The organism is Streptomyces sp. NPDC007872 (assembly GCF_042868165.1).
In the GTDB taxonomy this organism is placed as follows: domain Bacteria; phylum Actinomycetota; class Actinomycetes; order Streptomycetales; family Streptomycetaceae; genus Streptomyces.
This window is the reverse complement of the sequence record NZ_JBIAEA010000002.1, coordinates 907,780-927,633: the sequence shown is the minus strand read 5'-3', so window position 1 is coordinate 927,633 and position 19,854 is coordinate 907,780. Positions and strand designations below refer to the sequence as shown.

At 71.8% G+C, this 19,854-nt stretch carries 14 protein-coding genes; 7 read left to right on the top strand and 7 right to left on the bottom strand.

Annotated features, from left to right (window positions below; genetic code table 11):
- Positions 1 to 196: 196 nt before the first annotated feature.
- Positions 197 to 367 (top strand): hypothetical protein, encoded by a 171-nt coding sequence (locus tag ACFYNX_RS09320; RefSeq protein ID WP_185893632.1) that lies wholly within the window; start codon positions 197 to 199, stop codon positions 365 to 367.
- 70 nt (positions 368 to 437) lie between these two features.
- On the opposite strand, the gene dnaE is transcribed toward ACFYNX_RS09320, so the two are convergent.
- Complete coding sequence (dnaE, locus tag ACFYNX_RS09315) at positions 438 to 3,977, bottom strand: DNA polymerase III subunit alpha (RefSeq protein ID WP_388659303.1); 3,540 nt, start codon at positions 3,975 to 3,977, stop codon at positions 438 to 440.
- 241 nt (positions 3,978 to 4,218) lie between these two features.
- Here dnaE and ACFYNX_RS09310 point away from each other — a divergent pair, with 241 nt between their 5' ends.
- The 5 genes from ACFYNX_RS09310 to ACFYNX_RS09290 all read left to right on the top strand — a co-directional run bounded on the left by ACFYNX_RS09310 (position 4,219) and on the right by ACFYNX_RS09290 (position 10,306).
- Positions 4,219 to 5,577 carry a DUF2252 domain-containing protein gene (locus ACFYNX_RS09310; RefSeq protein ID WP_388659300.1) on the top strand — a complete coding sequence of 453 codons (1,359 nt, stop codon included), beginning with the start codon at positions 4,219 to 4,221 and terminating at the stop codon, positions 5,575 to 5,577.
- 37 nt (positions 5,578 to 5,614) lie between these two features.
- Positions 5,615 to 6,301 (top strand): hypothetical protein, encoded by a 687-nt coding sequence (locus ACFYNX_RS09305; protein ID WP_388659297.1) that lies wholly within the window; start codon positions 5,615 to 5,617, stop codon positions 6,299 to 6,301.
- Between the two features lie 55 nt (positions 6,302 to 6,356).
- Positions 6,357 to 7,172, top strand: coding sequence for a DsbA family protein (locus ACFYNX_RS09300; RefSeq protein ID WP_388659294.1), 816 nt, complete (start codon positions 6,357 to 6,359; stop codon positions 7,170 to 7,172).
- A gap of 174 nt (positions 7,173 to 7,346) precedes the next feature.
- Positions 7,347 to 8,996, top strand: a complete 1,650-nt coding sequence (locus ACFYNX_RS09295) for an alkaline phosphatase D family protein (protein WP_388659291.1) — start codon at positions 7,347 to 7,349, stop codon at positions 8,994 to 8,996.
- Between the two features lie 296 nt (positions 8,997 to 9,292).
- Positions 9,293 to 10,306: a zinc metalloprotease gene (locus ACFYNX_RS09290; RefSeq protein WP_365540994.1), complete on the top strand. Its 1,014-nt coding sequence runs from the start codon at positions 9,293 to 9,295 to the stop codon at positions 10,304 to 10,306.
- 84 nt (positions 10,307 to 10,390) lie between these two features.
- On the opposite strand, the gene ACFYNX_RS09285 is transcribed toward ACFYNX_RS09290, so the two are convergent.
- The 6 genes from ACFYNX_RS09285 to ACFYNX_RS09260 all read right to left on the bottom strand — a co-directional run bounded on the left by ACFYNX_RS09285 (position 10,391) and on the right by ACFYNX_RS09260 (position 15,939).
- Positions 10,391 to 10,972 (bottom strand): dienelactone hydrolase family protein, encoded by a 582-nt coding sequence (locus tag ACFYNX_RS09285; protein WP_365540996.1) that lies wholly within the window; start codon positions 10,970 to 10,972, stop codon positions 10,391 to 10,393.
- A 76-nt stretch (positions 10,973 to 11,048) separates the two neighbouring features.
- The gene (locus ACFYNX_RS09280; RefSeq protein WP_388659288.1) at positions 11,049 to 12,635 is read right to left on the bottom strand and encodes a Na+/H+ antiporter; all 1,587 of its coding nucleotides are present in this window, start codon (positions 12,633 to 12,635) and stop codon (positions 11,049 to 11,051) included.
- A 77-nt stretch (positions 12,636 to 12,712) separates the two neighbouring features.
- The gene (locus tag ACFYNX_RS09275; RefSeq protein WP_388659285.1) at positions 12,713 to 13,180 is read right to left on the bottom strand and encodes a GNAT family N-acetyltransferase; all 468 of its coding nucleotides are present in this window, start codon (positions 13,178 to 13,180) and stop codon (positions 12,713 to 12,715) included.
- On the bottom strand, positions 13,177 to 14,118 hold the full coding sequence (locus ACFYNX_RS09270; protein ID WP_125667297.1) for an RluA family pseudouridine synthase: 942 nt from the start codon (positions 14,116 to 14,118) through the stop codon (positions 13,177 to 13,179). Before ACFYNX_RS09270 ends, ACFYNX_RS09275 begins: the two co-directional genes overlap by 4 nt.
- 17 nt (positions 14,119 to 14,135) lie before the next feature.
- A complete protein-coding gene (gene lspA / locus ACFYNX_RS09265; RefSeq protein ID WP_388659282.1) occupies positions 14,136 to 14,720 on the bottom strand; it encodes a signal peptidase II in 585 nt (194 codons plus the stop codon).
- A gap of 421 nt (positions 14,721 to 15,141) precedes the next feature.
- Entirely contained in the window at positions 15,142 to 15,939 is a 798-nt protein-coding gene (locus ACFYNX_RS09260; RefSeq protein ID WP_365541004.1) for a TraR/DksA C4-type zinc finger protein, read from the bottom strand.
- Positions 15,940 to 16,488: 549 nt separating this feature from the next.
- Between ACFYNX_RS09260 and ileS the strand changes: the two genes are divergently transcribed.
- Entirely contained in the window at positions 16,489 to 19,626 is a 3,138-nt protein-coding gene (gene ileS / locus ACFYNX_RS09255) for an isoleucine--tRNA ligase (protein ID WP_388659279.1), read from the top strand.
- Positions 19,627 to 19,854: the final 228 nt, after the last annotated feature.

Sequence of the window (19,854 nt, the reverse complement as noted above, 5' to 3'; positions counted from 1 at the left end):
GATCGGAAGTTGCTCCGGGTTTCCTTCGAGTCTGCCCGACCGCCGACGGCTTGACGGCCGGAACTGGATCATCGGCGTGGCGGATGTCCCGCCCGGCGGGCCCTGACCCTCCGTAATGATCCAAAATGCGGCGTTTCACCCCGTATGTGAGTCTGACAGCGGCCCTGGCCCCTAATTCCCTTGAGGAGGCATCACCATGGCCAAGAACCGGAACCAGAACCGCGGTCCGAAGCAGTCCCCGGCCGAGCGCGGCGCCCAGCAGGCCCAGCAGTCGTCGATGGAGTCCGAGGCCGCGCAGCGCGCGTCCCAGGTCCTCCCGAGCGACGTCGCCCGCAAGGGCCGCCAGAAGCGCTTCGGCCACAACTGACGGCTTTCGCGTACGGCAAAGGGGCGCGCCCGTGACGACGGGCGCGCCCCTTGCGCGTGAGCGGGGGAGGTCAGCCCGCCAGGCAGGACGGGCCGAGCAGCACCTTCAGGTCGCCGAAGAGCGCCGGATCGGCCGTCACCCGGTGCCGGTCGAGCCGCAGCACGGTGGTCTTGCGCGGGCCCTGGAGCCTGATCCGCACCTCGGTGTTGCCCTTGTGGTGCTTGAGGATCTCGCCGAGCCTGCTGACCATCGGCGGGGTCACCTTGACGGTGGGGATGGTGAGGATCACCGGCGCGTTGGTCCCGGCGTTCGACAGGTCGGGGACCATCAGCTCCATGGCGACGAGCCGGGGCACGTCCTCGCGCTTGTCGAGCCGGCCCTTGACGAAGACGACCGTGTCCTCGACGAGCTGGGTGGAGACCAACTGGTAGGTGGCCGGGAAGAACATGCACTCCAGGGAGCCGGCCAGGTCCTCGACGGTGGCGATGGCCCAGGCGTTGCCCTGCTTGGTCATCTTGCGCTGGAGGCCGGAGATGATGCCGCCGATGGTGACGACCGCGCCGTCGCTGTGCTCGCCGCCCGTGAGCTGGGAGATCGCCGCGTCCGTCTTGTCGGACAGGACGTGCTCGATGCCGAAGAGCGGGTGGTCGGAGACGTAGAGACCGAGCATCTCGCGCTCCTGGGCGAGCAGGTAGGACTTCTCCCACTCGACGTCGGAGAACTCCACGTCCAGGCCGAAGCCGGGCTCGTCGCTGGTCTCCTCGCCCATGCCGCCGAAGAGGTCGAACTGCCCCTCGGCCTCCTTGCGCTTGACCGCCACCACGTTGTCGATCATGGGCTCGTGGTGGGCGACCAGGCCCTTGCGGGTGTGGCCCATCTCGTCGAAGGCGCCGGCCTTGATCAGCGACTCGACGGTCCGCTTGTTGCAGACGACGGCCTCGACCTTGTCGAGGAAGTCGGGGAAGGAGGAGTACTTCCCCTTGGACTTGCGGGTCTTGATGATCGACTCGACGACGTTGGTGCCGACGTTGCGGACGGCGGTGAGGCCGAAGAGGATCACGTCGTCGCCCTGGGCGGCGAAGTTCGACTGGGACTCGTTGACGTTGGGCGGCAGCACCTTGATGCCCATGCGGCGGCACTCGTTGAGGTAGACCGCGGACTTGTCCTTGTCGTCCTTGACCGAGGTGAGGAGCCCCGCCATGTACTCGGCCGGGTGGTTGGCCTTGAGGTAGGCGGTCCAGTAGGACACCAGGCCGTACGCGGCGGAGTGCGCCTTGTTGAAGGCGTAGCCGGCGAAGGGGACCAGGACGTCCCAGAGGGACTGGATGGCCTCGTCGCTGTAGCCGTTCTTGCGGGCGCCGGCCTGGAAGATGGTGAAGTTCTTCGCCAGTTCCTCGGGCTTCTTCTTGCCCATCACGCGGCGGAGGATGTCGGCCTCGCCGAGCGAGTAGCCGGCGATGATCTGGGCGGCCTTCTGCACCTGCTCCTGGTAGACGATGAGGCCGTAGGTGACCGCGAGCACCTCTTCGAGCGGCTTCTCCAGCTCGGGGTGGATCGGGGTGATCTCCTGCTGCTTGTTCTTGCGCAGGGCGTAGTTCGTGTGCGAGTTCATGCCCATCGGGCCCGGCCGGTACAGGGCGGACACGGCGGAGATGTCTTCGAAGTTGTCGGGCTTCATCAGCCGGAGCAGCGAGCGCATGGGGCCGCCGTCGAACTGGAAGACGCCGAGGGTGTCGCCGCGCTGGAGCAGTTCGAAGGTCTTGGGGTCGTCGAGCGGCAGGGCGAGGAGGTCGAGGTCGATCCCCTTGTTCGCCTTCACCATCTTGACGGCGTCGTCCATGATGGTGAGGTTGCGCAGGCCCAGGAAGTCCATCTTCAGGAGGCCGAGCGACTCGCACTGCGGGTAGTCCCACTGCGTGATGGTGACGCCGTCGGTGTGCCGCACCCAGATCGGGGCGTGGTCGACGATCGGCTCGCTGGACATGATCACGCCGGCGGCGTGCACGCCCATCTGCCGGACCAGGCCCTCGACGCCCCGGGCGGTGTCGATGACCTTCTTCACGTCGGGCTCGTTCTCGTACATCGCCCGGATCTCGCCCGCCTCGCTGTAGCGCGGGTGGGAGGGGTTGGTGATGCCGTCGAGGTCGATGCCCTTGCCGAGGACGTCGGCGGGCATGGCCTTGGTGAGCCGGTCGCCCATGGCGTACGGGTAGCCGAGGACGCGCGCGGAGTCCTTGATGGCGTTCTTGGCCTTGATCTTGCCGTAGGTGCCGATCATGGCGACCTTGTCGGAGCCGTACTTCTCCGTGACGTACCGGATGACCTCGACGCGCCGGCGCTCGTCGAAGTCGATGTCGACGTCGGGCATGGAGATGCGCTCGGGGTTGAGGAAGCGCTCGAAGATCAGGCCGTGCGGGATGGGGTCGAGGTCGGTGATGCCCATGGCGTACGCGACGATCGAGCCGGCCGCGGAGCCACGGCCGGGGCCCACGGCGATGCCCTGGCTCTTGGCCCACATGATGAAGTCGGCGACGACGAGGAAGTAGCCGGGGAAGCCCATCGAGATGATGGTGTCCATCTCGTACTCGACCTGCTTCATGCGGTCCTCGGGGATGCCGCCGGGGAACCGGCGGTGCATGCCCCGCATGGTCTCCTCGCGGAACCAGGTGACCTCGGTGTAGCCCTCGGGGATGTCGAACTTCGGCATGAGGTTCTTGGCCTCGAACATGCCGGTGGTGTCGACCTGCTCGGCGACCAGGAGGGTGTTGCGGCAGCCCTCCTGCCAGGCGTCGGAGGAGTCGACGGCGTACATCTCGTCCGTGGACTTCAGGTAGTAGCCGGTGCCGTCGAACTTGAAGCGGTCCGGGTCGGAGAGGTTCTTGCCGGTCTGGATGCAGAGCAGGGCGTCGTGGGCGGTCGCCTCGTGCGCGTAGGTGTAGTGCGAGTCGTTGGTGACGAGCGGCGGGATGCCGAGCTTCTTGCCGATCTCCAGGAGTCCGTCGCGGACCCGGTGCTCGATCTCGATGCCGTGGTCCATCAGCTCCAGGAAGTACCGGTCCCTGCCGAAGATGTCCTGGTACTCGGAGGCGGACTTCAGGGCCTCGTCGAACTGCCCGAGGCGCAGTCGGGTCTGGAGCTCGCCGGAGGGGCAGCCGGTGGAGGCGATCAGGCCCTCGGACCACTGGGAGATGGTCTCCTTGTCCATCCGGGGCCACTTCTGGAGCCAGCCCTCGGCGTAGGCGTCGGAGGAGAGCTTGAAGAGGTTGTGCAGTCCGGTGGCGTTCGCCGCCCAGATCGTCTTGTGGGTGTAACCGCCGGAACCGGAGACGTCGTCCCGCTTCTGGTGCGGCTGGCCCCACTGGATCTTGCGCTTGTTCCGCCGGGACTCGGGGGCGACGTACGCCTCGATGCCGATGATCGGCGTGACCCCGGCCTTCTTGGCCGTGTGGAAGAAGTCGTACGCCCCGTGCAGGTTGCCGTGGTCGGACATGGCGATGTGCGACATGCCCATCTCGTTGCACGCGTCGAACATGTCCTTCAGCCGCGCGGCACCGTCCAGCAGCGAGTACTGGGTGTGGACGTGGAGGTGCGTGAAGGGCGGCTTGGTCACGGCGGGAGGCCTCCGGGAAATTCTGTGGCGCGAAGCGCCTCGTACAGGGGTGGCGGTCGGGCGACGGGTGGGGGGGGTGACAGGCTGCGGGCAGTCTGCGGGGGACGGTGTCGGAGTCTAGTCGGGCGGGTGGGTCGCGCGGGGCACTCGGGGGCTAGGGTCGCGCGTTGTGAGGCGGGGAACACCTGTCCCATTTGTCGTGAACATTCTTCCCGCACGTCCCGTACCAGGAGGCACCCCGATGCCGGTCCCCCAGCCCACCGCCGCCGAGCGCGGTGAGCACATCCTCGCCGTCTTCGGCACCGCCTTCGGCGAGCTGCTCGCCGCCGACCCGGCGGCCTTCCGCGTCAAGTTCCGGAAGATGGCCGGCTCCGCCTTCGCCTTCTACCGGGGCACCGCGTGCCTGTTCTACGCCGACCTGGAGCGGGAGGCCCGGGGCGGGCCCTACCTGGACGAGCGCACCGGCCGGGTCTGGATCCACGGCGACCTGCACGCCGAGAACTTCGGCACGTACATGAACGCCAACGGGCGCCTGGTCTTCAACGTCAACGACTTCGACGAGGCGTACGTGGGCCCCTTCACCTGGGACCTGAAGCGGCTCGCGGCCTCGCTCGCCCTGATCGGCTACGCCAAGGCGCTCAGCGACGCGCAGATCACCGGGCTGGTGCGGATCTGCGCCGCCGCCTACCGGGAGCGGATCCACTCCCTGGCGACCGGCGCCGGGGCGGACGAGGCGCCCGGCTTCACCCTGGAGACCGCCGACGGGCCGCTGCTCGGCGCCCTGCGCACGGCCCGGTCGCTGACCCGCTTCGGGCTCCTGGACTCGATGACCGAGATCCGGGACTTCGAGCGCCGCTTCTCGGCGGGCCGCGGCACGATCGAGCTGGACGCGGCCACCCGCCGCGAGGTCCTGACGGCCTTCGACGCCTATCTGGGGACCCTGCCGGAGTCCAGCCTGGCCCGCCCCGACTCGTACCGGGTGAAGGACGTGGTCGGGCGGCGCGGGATCGGCATCGGCTCGGCCGGCCTCCCCTCGTACAACGTCCTCCTGGAGGGCAACAGCGACGCCCTGGAGAACGACGTCGTGATCTACCTCAAGCAGGCGCAGACCCCGGCGGTCTCCCGGCACGTGACCGACGCGGCGGTACGGGAGTACTTCCGGCACGAGGGGCACCGGACGGTGATCTCGCAGCGGGCGCTCCAGGCGCACGCGGACCCCTGGCTGGGGTGGACGGAGCTGGGCGGCGCGGGACAGTTGGTGGCGGAGGTCTCGCCGTACGCGGTGGACCTGGACTGGTCGGACATCGACGACCCGGCCGAGATCGCGGCGACCGTGGCGGACCTGGGGCGGGCGACGGCGACCATGCACGCGGCGGCGGACGACTCCAGCGGCCACTCCCTCGTGCCGTTCTCGACGGAGCGGGCCATCGACGCGGCGATCGGCGCCGACGGGGAGGGCTTCGCGGAGCTGCTCGTGGACTTCGCGCACTCCTACGGGGCCCGCGCCCGGGCGGACCACCAGATCTTCGTGGACCTCTTCCGCAACGACCGGATCCCGGGGCTCCAGGGGCCGGCGGGACCGTCCACAGCTTCCCTTTAGCGACCCCTTACGCGCCCGCGTGGGACACTCCTGGGCGATGGACACGGCAGGGACGCAGCTCAGGGCGCTGCGGGCGGCGTTCTTCACGGCACTGGTCGTGACGCTGTCCGTGGCCTCCCACGTGCTGCTCTCGGGGGCGCCGCTGCCGGTGGGCACGGTCGTCCCGGTCGCCGCCGGCGTCTTCGCCGTGGCGTACGCGCTGGCGGGCCGCGAGCGCGGCCTCGGTCCGATCGCCGGGCTCCTCGTCCCGCTGGAGCTGGCGGCCGACACGCTCTTCACCAGCGGTCAGGCCGTCTGTTACGGCCCCGCCGGCGGCCCGGTCGCCGGGTCGCTGCGCGCGGTGGGCGTGGAGGTCTTCTGCGGCGGCGCCGTGGGGGCGCCGCTGCCCGGCGTGGCCGTCCCGGAGGGCGGGGGCGCGACCGCCCTGCTCTCCTCCCCCGACCCGGCGCTGCCGTGGCTGCTGCTCCTGGCCCACGTGGGCGTCGGGTTCTCGGCGGCCTGCTGGCTGCACGGCGGGGAGCGGGCCCTCGCCCGGCTGGTCGGCGCGGTGGAGGCCTTCGCGTTCCGGCCGCTGCTGCTCGTGGCGGCCTTCTTCCGCACGGGTGGTCCGGCGCCCCGGCGCACCGGGCGTCCCGGGGACCGGCCCCGGTCCTCGCGCACCCGGCTCCTCGTGCACTCCGTGGGGCGGCGGGGGCCGCCGCGTCCGGGTCCCGCTCTCGTCTGAGCGGGCCCCGCGGCTCCCTTCCCCCCTTTTCACGGTTCCCACGGAGGAAACGATCATGAGTGCACGCAACAGCCATGCCAACAAGGCGGCCGCCCGCGAGCGGCTGCGCGAGGAGCGCGAGCGGCAGGCGAAGAAGGAGCGGGCGCGCCGGCAGCTCGTCGTGGCCGGCTCGGCGGTGGCCGTCCTGGCCGTCGCGGGCGGCGTCGGCTACGCGGTGGTGCAGGCTGGCAAGCCCTCCCGGTGGGAGGCGGCGGCCGGGGCGACGACCGTCACGGCCCCGAAGAACACCTCGGGGACGAACGGCACGACGGTCGTCGTCGGAAAGGCGTCCGCGAAGAAGACCCTGGAGCTGTACGAGGACTCGCGCTGCCCGGTCTGCGCGACCTTCGAGCAGTCCGTGGGCTCCACGATCGAGAAGGACGTCGAGGCCGGCAAGTACAAGATCCGGTACGTCGGCGCGACCTTCATCGACAACGCCGTGCCGGGCGAGGGCTCGAAGAACGCGCTCTCGGCCCTCGGCGCGGCCCTGGACGTGAGCCCCGAGGCCTTCCTGACGTACAAGTCCGCGCTCTACTCCGCGAAGTTCCACCCGGAGGAGAAGGACGACAAGTTCGCGAAGGACTCCTACCTCCTGGAGGTCGCGGAGTCGGTGCCGGCGCTCAAGGGCAACGCCGCGTTCAAGGAGAACGTCGAGGAGGGCACCTTCGACGCCTGGGCGATGAGGATGTCCCAGGCCTTCGACGACAGCGGGGTGAAGGGCACGCCGACGCTGAAGATGGACGGCAAGCCGGTGACGGTCCAGGGCACCGACAACCCGCCGATGACCCCGGAGGAGTTCACGACGGCGATCACGACGGCCCTCAAGGGCTGACGGACCCGCCCCTCCTTCGCAGCGCCTTCCCGGCCCCGGACCGATCGGTCCGGGGCCGGGGCGCGCCGGAGCCGGGCCCGGCAGGAGGAACCCGGGCGTCCCGGGGACGACCAGTCGGCGAACTTCCGGATTTCGCCTGCCCCCGGGGCATACCCGTCAGTAATCTGACTGCCCGTGACCAGTCGCTCCCTCTCCTCCGCCCCCACCCGCCGCACGGTCGTGAAGGCCGCCGCCGTCACCGCCGTCGCCGCGCCCGCCCTCCTGGGCGCCGCCTCCCCCGCCCTCGCCGGGACCGCGGCCCCCGCCTTCCTCCACGGCGTCGCCTCCGGCGACCCGCTGCCCGACGGCGTCCTGCTCTGGACGCGCCTCACCCCCGTCCCCGAAGCCGTGCCCGGCTCCGGCCTCGGCCCCGACGTGCGGGTCGACTGGGAGGTCGCGGAGGACCGCGCCTTCGCCCGGGTCGTCGCCTCGGGCACGACCACGGCCGCCGCCGCCGCAGACCACACCGTGAAGGCGGACGTCCGGGGCCTGCGTCCGGCCACCGCCTACTGGTTCCGCTTCACCGCGGACGGCGTGGTCTCGCCGGCCGCCCGCACCCGCACCGCCCCGGCCGCCGACGCGGCCGCGCCCGGCGTCCGCTTCGGCGTGGTCTCCTGCGCGAACTGGGAGGCCGGGCACTTCTCCGCCTACCGCCACCTGGCCGCCCGCGCCGACCTGGACGCGGTGCTCCACCTCGGCGACTACCTCTACGAGTACGCCAGCGGGGTCTACCCGGAGGCGAAGTACACCGTCCGGACCCACGAGCCGCGCCACGAGATCGTCTCGCTCGCCGACTACCGCGCCCGGCACGGGAAGTACAAGACGGACCCCGACCTGCGGGCGCTGCACGCGGCGCACCCGGTGATCGCCATCTGGGACGACCACGAGTTCGCCAACGACGCCTGGACGGGCGGGGCCGAGAACCACACCCCCGGCGCCGAGGGCGCGTGGGCGGCCCGGGTCGCGGCCGCCAAGCGGGCGTACTTCGAGTGGATGCCGGTCCGGGCCTCCACCGAGGGCACGGTCTTCCGGCGCCTGCGCTTCGGCAGGCTGGCCGATCTGCACCTGCTCGACCTGCGTTCGTTCCGCTCGGCGCAGGCGAAGACGGGCAGCGGCGCGGTCGACGACCCGGAGCGGAGCATCACCGGCCGCGCCCAGTTGGACTGGCTCAAGGCGGGGCTCGCCGGTTCGGACGCGACCTGGCAGCTCGTCGGCACCTCGGTGATGATCTCGCCGGTCGCCTTCGGCGCCCTGCCCGCCCACCTCCTGGAGCCGCTCGCGGAGCTGATGGGCCTGCCGAAGGAGGGGCTCGCGGTCAACGTGGACCAGTGGGACGGGTACACGGACGACCGCAGGGAGCTGCTCGCGCACCTGACCTCACGGGGTGTCCGGAACACGGTCTTCCTGACCGGTGACATCCACATGGCCTGGGCCAACGACGTACCGGTGAAGGCCGCGACGTATCCGCTCTCGGCCCCGGCGGCGACCGAGTTCGTGGTCACCTCGGTGACCTCGGACAACCTGGACGACCTGCTGCACGTGGCGCCGGGGACGCTCTCGGCGGTGGCCGTGACCGCCGTGAAGGCCGCCAACCGCCACGTGAAGTGGGTGGACATGGACCACCACGGCTACGGCGTGCTCGACGTGACGGCCGCCCGCTCGCAGATGGACTACTACACGGTCTCCGACAAGACGGACCCGGCCGCGACGACGGCCTGGGCGCGCTCGTACCGGACGCAGAGCGGAACGCAGCGTGTCGAGCGGGTGTACCAGCCGGTCCTCTGACTCCTCTCCGAGGGGCGGTTTTCAGCCATGATCTCTTCTGTTAACGGGAGATCACACGGCTACGGCGGGTGGCCAGTTCCAGCGATCGAATCCGGACACACCACCCGCCTCCGTCCCTCCGGTCATGACGTCGACGTCTCAAACTCCGGAAGGCGCGGAAGATTTTCTTCCCGTTGCACCGAATTGCCCCACGGATGATTGGGCCTGATCACTCCTCAACGACGGCTGACATGGACGCGTAATCTCCCCGGCGTGGCGGAGGAAGTTCCCCCGCTCACCCCCCACGAGGAGTCACCATGCGTGCTCTTGCCCGTATATCCCCGCGTACGTCCCGTCGTGTCATCGGTACCGCCGTCATGGCCGGAACCCTGGCCCTCGCACCGCTTTCGGCCCCCGTGGCCACCGGTGCCGCCACCACCACCCTCGCCGGCGCCTCCGCCGAGGAGTGTGCCGACGGCGCCGTCTCCGGCGCCCGCAAGGCGCGCGGCGCCGACCACCACGCCGCCGAGCCGAACGAGCTCTCGGCCGCCCAGGCCAAGGCGATGGACGCCGACCTGAAGAAGAGACTGTCGGCGCTCACCCCGGCCGCCCGCACCGACGCCGGCCGGGCCGCCGCCTCGGGCCGGGCCGCCGCGGCGGTCTCCATCCCCGTCTACTTCCACGTCATCCACTCCGGGACGACGGGCAAGCTCTCCGCCAGTGCCATCAACAGCCAGATCGCGGTCCTCAACGCGGCCTACGGCGGCCAGGGCACCGGCAACGTGAACACCAACTTCCAGTTCACGCTGGCCGGAACGGACTACACGGACAACTCCACCTGGTACAACCTGTCCTCCGGCTCCAGCGCCGAGAAGCAGATGAAGCAGACGCTCCGCAAGGGCGGCGCGGGCGCGCTGAACTTCTACACCGCCAAGCTGGGCGGCGGCCTCCTCGGCTGGGCGACCTTCCCGTCCTCGTACAAGTCCAGCCCGAAGATGGACGGCGTCGTCGTCCTGGACGCCTCGCTCCCGGGCGGCTCGGCGGCCAACTACAACCAGGGCGACACCGGTACGCACGAGGTCGGCCACTGGATGGGGCTCTACCACACCTTCCAGGGCGGCTGCGGCGGCAGCGGCGACTCCGTGTCCGACACCCCGGCCGAGTCGAGCCCGGCGTACGAGTGCCCGACCGGCCGCGACACCTGCACCGCGACGGGTGCGGACCCGATCCACAACTTCATGGACTACACGTACGACTCCTGCATGTACCAGTTCACCGCGGGCCAGGTGTCCCGGATGAGCCAGCACTGGAGCGCGTACCGCGCGGGCTGACCCGGCCCGCCGGCACACCGGAACACGCCGAGGGCGCGACGGGAAGGGCCTCCCGCCGCGCCCTCGGGCACGTCCGGACGGGATCTAAGCCCCGTCCTCCAGGTCCTCCAGGAACGCGAGCGCCACCGACCAGGTCCGCCCGGCCGCCTCCTCGTCCCAGTCCGGCAGCTCCGGGTCCGTGTAGAGGTGCCCGGCGCCCCGGTAGCGGTGGATCTCCACGTCCGCCCCGGCCCGGCCCATCTGGAGGTACCAGGCGGACAGCCAGTCGTCCGTCTCGAAGGGGTCGGGCTCGGCCACGTGCAGTTGTACGGGGAGTTCGTCCACCGACGCGTTCGGCGCCAGGTCCGAGGTGCCGTGCAGCAGCAGGAGGCCGCGGGCCTTCTCGTCGCCGAGGGCCAGGGTCTGCGCGACCGACGCGCCCAGCGAGAAGCCGGCGTAGACGAGGCCGCGCTCCGAGTACGGGGCGGCGGCCAGGATCGCGCGCCTGAGCAGCTCGTCCTTGCCGATCTCGTCCCGCTTCGCCATGCCCTCCTCGACCGACTCGGTGGTCCAGCCGTCGAAGAGGTCCGGTGTCCACACCCGGTGCCCGGCGGCCCGGAGCCGCTCGGCCGCGGCCTCCACGGCCGGGCGCGGACCGTATACCGAGTGGAAAAGCATGATGTCCATGCGCGCCATCCTGCCACCCGGCACGGACCCGCCCCGCAAGCCGGGCCCGCTCCCCCGCCGGATCGTGCCGCCCGCGTCACCGCATGCTGCGCACGTCCAACTGGCGGAGCACCCGGTCCACCACCTCGGGGTCGGCGCCCGGTTCGCTGCGCGCCGCCAGGACCTCGTGCCGGGCGGCCGACATCAGCTCCTTCTGGATCCGCTGGACCGCCTTGAAGCGGTTCACCCGCTCCGCGAAGGCGGCCCGCCGCTCGTCGTCCACCATGTCGGGGCTGATCCGCGCCCCGATGTCGAAGGCGCCGCGCTGGAGCCGCTCCTGCACCTCCTCCGGCAGGTCCTCGACCTCCTCGATCTCCTTGAGCCGCCGCTTGGCCGCCTTCGCGGCCCGGACCGCGAGCTCGCGCTCCAGGGCCCGCTCGGCCTCGGCGTCCGCCTTCACCCCGAGCCGCCGGACCAGGGCGGGCAGGGTGAGCCCCTGAAGGACGAGGGTGGTGAGGATCACGCAGAAGGCGATGAAGACGATCTCCGCGCGGCCGGGGAAGGGCTTCCCGTCATCGGTGGTGAGCGGAATGGCGAGCGCCAGCGCCACCGAGGCCACGCCGCGCATCCCCGCCCACCACATGACGACGGTCTCCCGCCAGCTCACCGGGATCTCCTCGTCCACGTCCCGGAGCGTGTGCAGCTTCTGCGCCAGCCAGGTGGCGGGCAGCAGCCACAGCAGCCGGACGACGACGACCGTCCCCGCCACGGCGGCGCCCCAGCCGAGCATCTCCAGGACGTGCCCGTCCGCGTACCCGAAGACGTGGACGACCTCCAGGCCGATGAGGCCGAAGGCGATGCCGGTCACGAGGGTGTCGACGATCTCCCAGAAGGTCTGCCCGGCGAGCCGGCCCATGACGTCGTCGGCGTCGGCCGCGTGCTCGGCCAGGAAGAGCGCGGTGACCAGGACGGAGAGGACGCCGGAGCCGTGCAGCTCCTCGGCGAGCACGTAGCTCACGAAGGGGACGAGGAGGGTGAGGCCGGTCTGGAGGGTGGCGTCGCCCAGGACCCCGATGAGCTTGTTGGAGAGCCAGCCGAGGCCCAGGCCGACGACCAGGGCGACGACGGCCGAGAGGATCAGCTCCCCGACCGCCCCGGGCCAGGAGAAGGAGCCGCTGACGGCGGCGCCGATCGCCACGTGGTAGAGCACGATCGCGGTGACGTCGTTGAAGAGCCCCTCGCCCTCCAGGATCGACACGAGCCGGCGGGGCAGCCCGAGCGAGCCCGCGACGGCGGTCGCGGCGACCGGGTCCGGCGGCGCGACGAGGGCGCCGAGCGCGATCGCGGCGGCCAGCGGGATGCCGGGCACGAGCGCGTTCGCGACGGCGCCGACGGCGGCCGTGGTGACGAAGACCAGGGCCACCGCGAGCAGGAAGATGGGCCGCTTGTTGGCCGCGAACTGGCGCCAGGAGGTCCGCTGCACGGCCGCGTACAAGAGGGGCGGCAGCACCAGCGGGAGGATGTACTCCGGCGGGATCTCGACGTTCGGCACGAAGGGCAGGAAGGCCAGCACGATCCCGACGAGGGTCATCAGGACGGGCGCGGGCAGCCCGAGCCGCTCGCCGAGGGGGACGGTGAGCAGCGCGCCGAGGAGCAGCAGGAACAGCAGGGCCAATTGATCCACGGGCTCAGCCTGCCACGTGGGCCTCTTTTCACACGTGTTGTCCCCGGGGCGCCGCGGCGGGCGGCCCGGGGAGGGTGCTACAGGGCCTTCCGCATGGCCCGGTGCGGGATGCCCGCGTCCGGGAACTCGGGGCCGTACGCCTCGTAGCCGAGCCGCTCGTAGAAGCCGAGGGCGTGGGTCTGCGCGTGCAGGTCGACGGCGGCCAGACCGCGCTCGCGCGCCGCGTCCTCGATGCCCCGGACCAGGGCCGCGCCGACCCCGAGGCCGCGCGCGGCCTTGGCGACCGCGAGCCGGCCGAGCGAGCCCACCGAGGCGTCGCCGCCGGTCTTGCCGGCCGCGTCGGCGTCGTGCAGCAGGCGCCCGGTGCCCAGCGGGAGGCCGTCCGCGCGGACCGCGAGCACGTGCACGGCGGTCGCGTCGTACGCGTCGTACTCCAGCTCCTTGGGGACGCCCTGCTCCTCGACGAAGACCTCGCGGCGGACCGCGAAGCAGGCCTCCCGGTCCGCGTCGCCCAGGACCTCGCGGACGTCGTACGCGGCGGTCACCGGCTCTCCGCCTCGATCCGGTCCAGGGCCTTCCGGAGGTCCTCGGGGTAGGTGCTGGCGAACTCGACCCACGAGCCGTCGCCCGGGTGCTCGAAGCCGAGGCGGACGGCGTGCAGCCACTGCCGGGTCAGGCCGAGGCGCTTGGCGAGGGTCGGGTCGGCGCCGTAGGTGAGGTCGCCGACGCAGGGGTGGCGGTGGGCGGACATGTGCACCCGGATCTGGTGGGTGCGGCCCGTCTCCAGCTTGATGTCGAGCAGCGAGGCCGAGCGGTAGGCCTCGATGAGGTCGTAGTGCGTGACGGAGGGCTTGCCGTCGGCGGTGACCGCCCACTTGTAGTCGTGGTTCGGGTGCCGGCCGATGGGGGCGTCGATGGTGCCGCTCATCGGATCGGGGTGGCCCTGGACGAGCGCGTGGTAGCGCTTGTCGACCGTGCGCTCCTTGAACTGGCGCTTGAGCGAGGTGTACGCGTACTCGGACTTGGCGACCACCATCAGGCCGGAGGTGCCGACGTCGAGGCGGTGCACGATGCCCTGGCGCTCGGCGGCGCCGGAGGTGGAGATGCGGTAGCCGGCGGCGGCGAGACCGCCGATGACCGTGGTGCCGGTCCAGCCGGGGCTGGGGTGGGCGGCGACGCCGATCGGCTTCGTGATCACGACGATGTCGTCGTCGTCGTGGACGATCTCCATGCCCTCGACGGGCTCCGCGACGATCTGCACGGGCGCGGCCGCGCCCGGCATCTCGACCTCGAGCCACGCGCCGCCGCTGACCCGCTCGGACTTGCCGACGACGGAGCCGTCGACCTGGACCTTGCCTGCGGCGGCCAGTTCGGCCGCCTTCGTGCGGGAAAACCCGAACATGCGGGCGATGGCGGCGTCGACGCGCTCGCCCTCCAGGCCGTCGGGAACGGGCAGCGTGCGGATCTCGGGACTCGTACTCACCCGTCGAGTATGCCTTGTCAGTCCTTGTGGACGGTCCCGTCCGGGTCCAGGCCCCGGAACGACAGGATCACGATGAGGATGCCGCCGCAGACGATCGCCGAGTCGGCGAGGTTGAAGACGGCGAAGTGCGCGGGGGCGATGAAGTCGACGACCGCGCCCTCGAAGACGCCCGGCGAGCGGAAGATCCGGTCCGTGAGGTTGCCGAGCGCGCCGCCGAGCAGCAGGCCGAGCGCGATGGCCCAGGGCAGGCTGTAGAGCTTGCGCGCGAGCCGGACGATCACGACGATCACGGCGGCGGCGATGCAGGTGAAGATGATCGTGAAGGCCTCGCCCATGCCGAAGGCGGCGCCGGGGTTCCGGACGGCGTCGAAGCGGAGCAGGTCGCCGATCACCGGGATCGGGTCGCGGCCCTCCAGCTTCTCGACCACGAGGATCTTGCTGCCGAGGTCGAGCAGGTAGGCCAGGACGGCCACCACGAACAGGGCGACGATCCTGCGCCTGCCGCGGGGACGCTCCGCGGGGACCTCCGTGCCGTCGGAGGCGGCCGGCTCGTCCGCCCCTGCTGAATCCGGCGTACCGATGATGCGCTCCGCCTCTGCCACGTGAGTGAGTCCCTCGACCTCGATGCCTGACCGTGCACCGAGGGTACGGCACAGGCGTACGACACCGTCAGCCGAGACCGCCGACCGCGCGGCGCCCGGATCCCGGCCCGTGACCGCCGCCGGCCCGCACCGCCGGGAGACCCGCACCGCGGCCGCCCCGCTCCGGCCGCACCGCCGGAAGGCCCGCACCGTCGCCGCCCCGCCCGCCTCGCTCCGGACCCCGGACGCGGCCCCGCCGGGACGCCCGCCGCCGCGACCGGAGGGCCCGGACAGCACCGCCGCCACCCCGGCCGCACCACCGGGAAGCCCGTCCCGGCGCCACCCGGCCCCGCCGGGACGCCCGCCGCGGCCGGGTGTCCGGCCCCCACCGTCGCCGCCCCGCGCCGGGGCCGGGCCGCCCCGGCGCCCCGCGCCGCCCGGCTCAGCCGCGTCGTTCCTGGCGCTGCTTGTCCTCGACGCAGAGGGTGGCCCTCGGGAAGGCCTGCATCCGGGCCTTGCCGATCGGCTTGCCGCACACCTCGCACAGGCCGTACGTGCCGGCGTCCAGCCGCTCCAGGGCGTGCTCGGTCTGCTCCAGCATCTCCCGGGCGTTGGCCGCGAGGGCCAGCTCGTGCTCGCGGGTGATGTTCTTGGTGCCGGTGTCGGCCTGGTCGTCCCCGGCGCCGTCGCCCGAGTCCCGCATGAGGCCGGTCAGCTCCTCCTGGGAGTGCGCGAGCTCGCTGCGCAGCCGCAGCACCTCCGCCTGGAGCCCGTCGCGGGCCTCGGCGGCCTCCTCGGGCGTCCACGGGTCCTCGCCCGGCCGGACCGCGAGCTCGCCGGTACGGGCCGGGGGCACCGCGACCCCGTCGTCGACGGTCGTGACGCCACCCGCGGTCTTCTTCGCTGCCACCGTCCTGGCTCCTGTCTGCTTCCGCGCGGGCGCCCTGCCCGCGGCCGCCCTCTTCGCCCCGGCCTTCTCGGCGGGCGCGCCCGGGGCGGCGGGGTCGGCGGGGGCCGCCGCTCCCGTCTTCTCCACGACGGCCTTCTTGGCCGCCGCGGCCTTCTTCGCGACCGTCTTCTTCGCGGCCGCCACCTTCTTCGCGACCGCCTTCTTGGCGTCCGCCCCGCCGGTCCCCTTCCTCCCGGGGGCCGGCGGTTCCTCCGCGACCGCGGGGCGCCCGGCGACCGCCGTCCGTTTCCCGGCCGTGGTCTTCTTCGCGGCGGTCTTCTTCGCCACCATGTCGCGGCCCCTTCACATTTTGTGATCTTGCTCGCGAATCGTGCTGGGACGATAAATCGGCCCGGGGCCCGCGGCAACGGGGCACGCCGCCGTTCCCACCCGCCCCCGCTCCCCGCCGGGGCTGCCTGCATCCGTTGTGCCCGGCTCCCCGCCCGGTTATCCGCCCCGCCCCTCCCCCACATGGCCCCACCCCGGGTCGGGCGCCCGCCGTGTGGCCATTCGGGTCACGGGAAAACCGGTCCGCCCTCCTTCCCCGGGGCCCGTACACTGGGCTCAGCGAAAGGCTTGGATGGGGACGAGTAGCGTCGTACGCAGCCATGAGCGACCCGGGGACGGTGAGAGCCCGGGGGCGAGCCCGATGTGAAGCATCACCCCGGAGCCGCCGGAAGAAAGCCGCCCCACGGGCGCGGTGACTAGACCCGGCGTCGCGACCCCAATGAGGGGGCTCGGGGCGGTCACGTCCGGAGCCAAGGAGGGTGGTACCGCGGGAGCAGCGCTCTCGTCCCTCCGACGGAAGCAGAACCGTCCGTCCGGAGGAGAGTCCGCCGCATGACACCGCCGCAGTACCGCCAGGTGCCCGCCCAGGTCGACCTGCCCGCCCTCGAGCACGCCGTGCTCGACTTCTGGCAGGAGAACAAGGTCTTCGCGAAGACCCTGGAGCAGTCCGGGGGACGCCCCGAGTGGGTCTTCTACGAGGGCCCGCCCACCGCCAACGGCATGCCGGGCGCCCACCACATCGAGGCCCGCGTCTTCAAGGACGTCTTCCCCCGCTTCCGGACCATGCGCGGCTACCACGTGGCCCGCAAGGCCGGCTGGGACTGCCACGGCCTGCCGGTCGAGCTCGCCGTCGAGAAGGAGCTCGGCTTCTCCGGCAAGAAGGACATCGAGGACTACGGCATCGCGGAGTTCAACGCGAAGTGCCGCGAGTCGGTGACCCGCCACACCGACGCCTTCGCCGAGCTGACGACCCGGATGGGCTACTGGGTCGACCTCGACGACGCGTACCGGACCATGGACCCCTCGTACATCGAGTCGGTCTGGTGGTCGCTGAAGCAGATCTTCGAGAAGGACCTGCTGGTCCAGGACCACCGGGTCGCCCCCTGGTGTCCCCGCTGCGGCACCGGCCTCTCCGACCACGAGCTGGCGCAGGGCTACGAGACGGTCGTCGACCCCTCGGTCTACGTCCGCTTCCCGCTGACCTCCGGCCCGCTGGCCGGCCGCGCGGCGCTCCTGGTCTGGACGACGACCCCGTGGACCCTGGTGTCCAACACGGCCGTCGCCGCCCACCCCGAGGTCACCTACGTGGTCGCCACCGACGGCGACGAGCAGGTCGTCGTCGCCGAGCCGCTGGTCGACAAGGCGCTCGGCGAGGGCTGGGTGACCACCGGCGAGACCTTCACCGGCAAGGACATGGAGCGCTGGACGTACGAGCGCCCGTTCGAGCTGATCGAGTTCCCGGAGCCGGCGCACTACGTCGTCAACGCCGAGTACGTGACGACCGAGGACGGCACGGGTCTGGTCCACCAGTCCCCCGCCTTCGGCGAGGACGACCTCAAGGTCTGCAAGGCGTACGGCCTGCCGGTCGTGAACCCGGTCCGCCCCGACGGCACCTTCGAGGAGGACGTGCCGCTGGTCGGCGGCGTCTTCTTCAAGAAGGCCGACGAGAAGCTGACCGCCGACCTGGACGCGCGCGGCCTGCTCTTCCGGCACATCGCGTACGAGCACAGCTACCCGCACTGCTGGCGCTGCCACACGGCCCTGCTCTACTACGCGCAGCCGTCCTGGTACATCCGCACGACCGCGGTCAAGGACCGCATGCTCGCGGAGAACGAGAAGACCAACTGGTTCCCGGAGTCGGTCAAGCACGGGCGCTTCGGCGACTGGCTGACCAACAACGTCGACTGGGCGCTCTCCCGCAACCGCTACTGGGGCACCCCGCTGCCGATCTGGCGCTGCGAGGACGGGCACCTCACCTGCGTGGGCTCGCGCGCCGAGCTGACGGAGCTGACCGGCGCCGACCAGTCGGGCCTGGACCCGCACCGCCCGTACATCGACGCGGTCACGTTCCCGTGCCCGGACTGCTCGAAGACGGCGGCCCGCGTCCCCGAGGTCATCGACGCCTGGTACGACTCGGGCTCGATGCCGTTCGCGCAGTACGGCTACCCGTACGAGAACAAGGAGCTGTTCGAGAGCCGCTACCCGGCGCAGTTCATCTCCGAGGCGATCGACCAGACCCGCGGCTGGTTCTACACGCTGATGGCCGTCGGCACCCTGGTCTTCGACAAGTCGTCGTACGAGAACGTGGTCTGCCTGGGCCACATCCTCGCCGAGGACGGCCGCAAGATGTCCAAGCACCTGGGGAACATCCTCCAGCCGATCCCGCTGATGGACCAGCACGGCGCCGACGCGGTCCGCTGGTTCATGGCGGCCGGCGGCTCGCCGTGGGCGGCCCGCCGGGTGGGCCACGGCACGATCCAGGAGGTCGTCCGCAAGACCCTCCTGACGTACTGGAACACGGTCGCCTTCCAGGCCCTGTACGCCCGCACGGCCGGTTGGGCGCCGAGCGCGGCGGACCCGGCCCCGGCCGACCGCACGGTCCTCGACAAGTGGCTGCTCTCCGAGCTGAACACGCTGGTGGCCGAGGCGACCGAGGCGATGGAGTCGTACGACACCCAGCGCACCGGCAAGCTCCTGTCGGCGTTCGTCGACGACCTGTCCAACTGGTACGTGCGCCGCTCCCGCCGCCGCTTCTGGCAGGGCGACAAGGCGGCCCTGCGGACCCTGCACGAGGTCGTGGAGACGGTCACGCGCCTGATGGCCCCGCTGACCCCGTTCATCACCGAGCGGGTCTGGCAGGACCTGGTGGTCCCGGTGACCCCGGACGCCCCGGAGTCGGTCCACCTGGCCACCTGGCCGGAGGCGGACGCCACGCTGATCGACGGCACGCTCTCCGAGCAGATGCTGCTCGTCCGGCGCCTGGTCGAGCTGGGCCGGGCGACGCGCGCCGAGTCCGGTGTGAAGACCCGCCAGCCGCTCTCCCGCGCCCTGGTCGCGGCCAACGGCTTCGCGGCGCTCTCCCCCGAGCTCCGGGCCCAGATCACGGAGGAGCTGAACGTCTCCTCGCTCGCCTCCCTCTCGGAGGTCGGCGGCTCGCTGGTCGACACGACGGCGAAGGCCAACTTCCGGGCCCTGGGCAAGCGCTTCGGCAAGGGCGTCCAGGACGTGGCCAAGGCGGTGGCGGCGGCGGACGCGGCGGCCCTCTCCCTGGCACTGCGCTCCGGCGGGGCGAGCCTGGAGGTGAACGGCGAGACGATCACCGTCACCCCCGAGGAGATCATCATCACGGAGACCCCCCGCGAGGGCTGGTCGGTCGCCTCGGACGCGGGCGCGACGGTCGCCCTGGACCTGGAGATCACCCCGGAGCTGCGCCGGGCGGGCCTGGCCCGTGACGCGATCCGGCTGATCCAGGAGGCCCGCAAGAACAGCGGCCTGGACGTCGCCGACCGGATCGCCCTGCGCTGGACCGCGGCCTCCGAGGAGACCACGGACGCCCTGGCGGCCCACGCGGCCCTCATCGCGGACGAGGTCCTGGCGACGGACCACGCGAACGGCGAGGCCGACGACACCTACGGCGCCCCGTTCACGGACGATTCCCTCGGCCTGACGTTCCGCCTCCGCAAGGCGTAACCGGCACGGCGAAAGGCCCGGCCCCCTGCTCCGGGGGCCGGGCCTTTCGCTTTCCCCCGCCCCGTCTTTTCCCGAAACCCCGCCGGGGGGGGCGACGCGCGCCTTCGCGGCGCGAAGCTGCCGCGTTCAGGGGCCGGGGCTCCGCCCCGTGTCTCCTCCGGGGCCCGGGGCGGAGCCCCGGTTTCGGGAAGGGGCGGGGTGGGGGAAGGGCCCGCCGCAGGCGCTCCC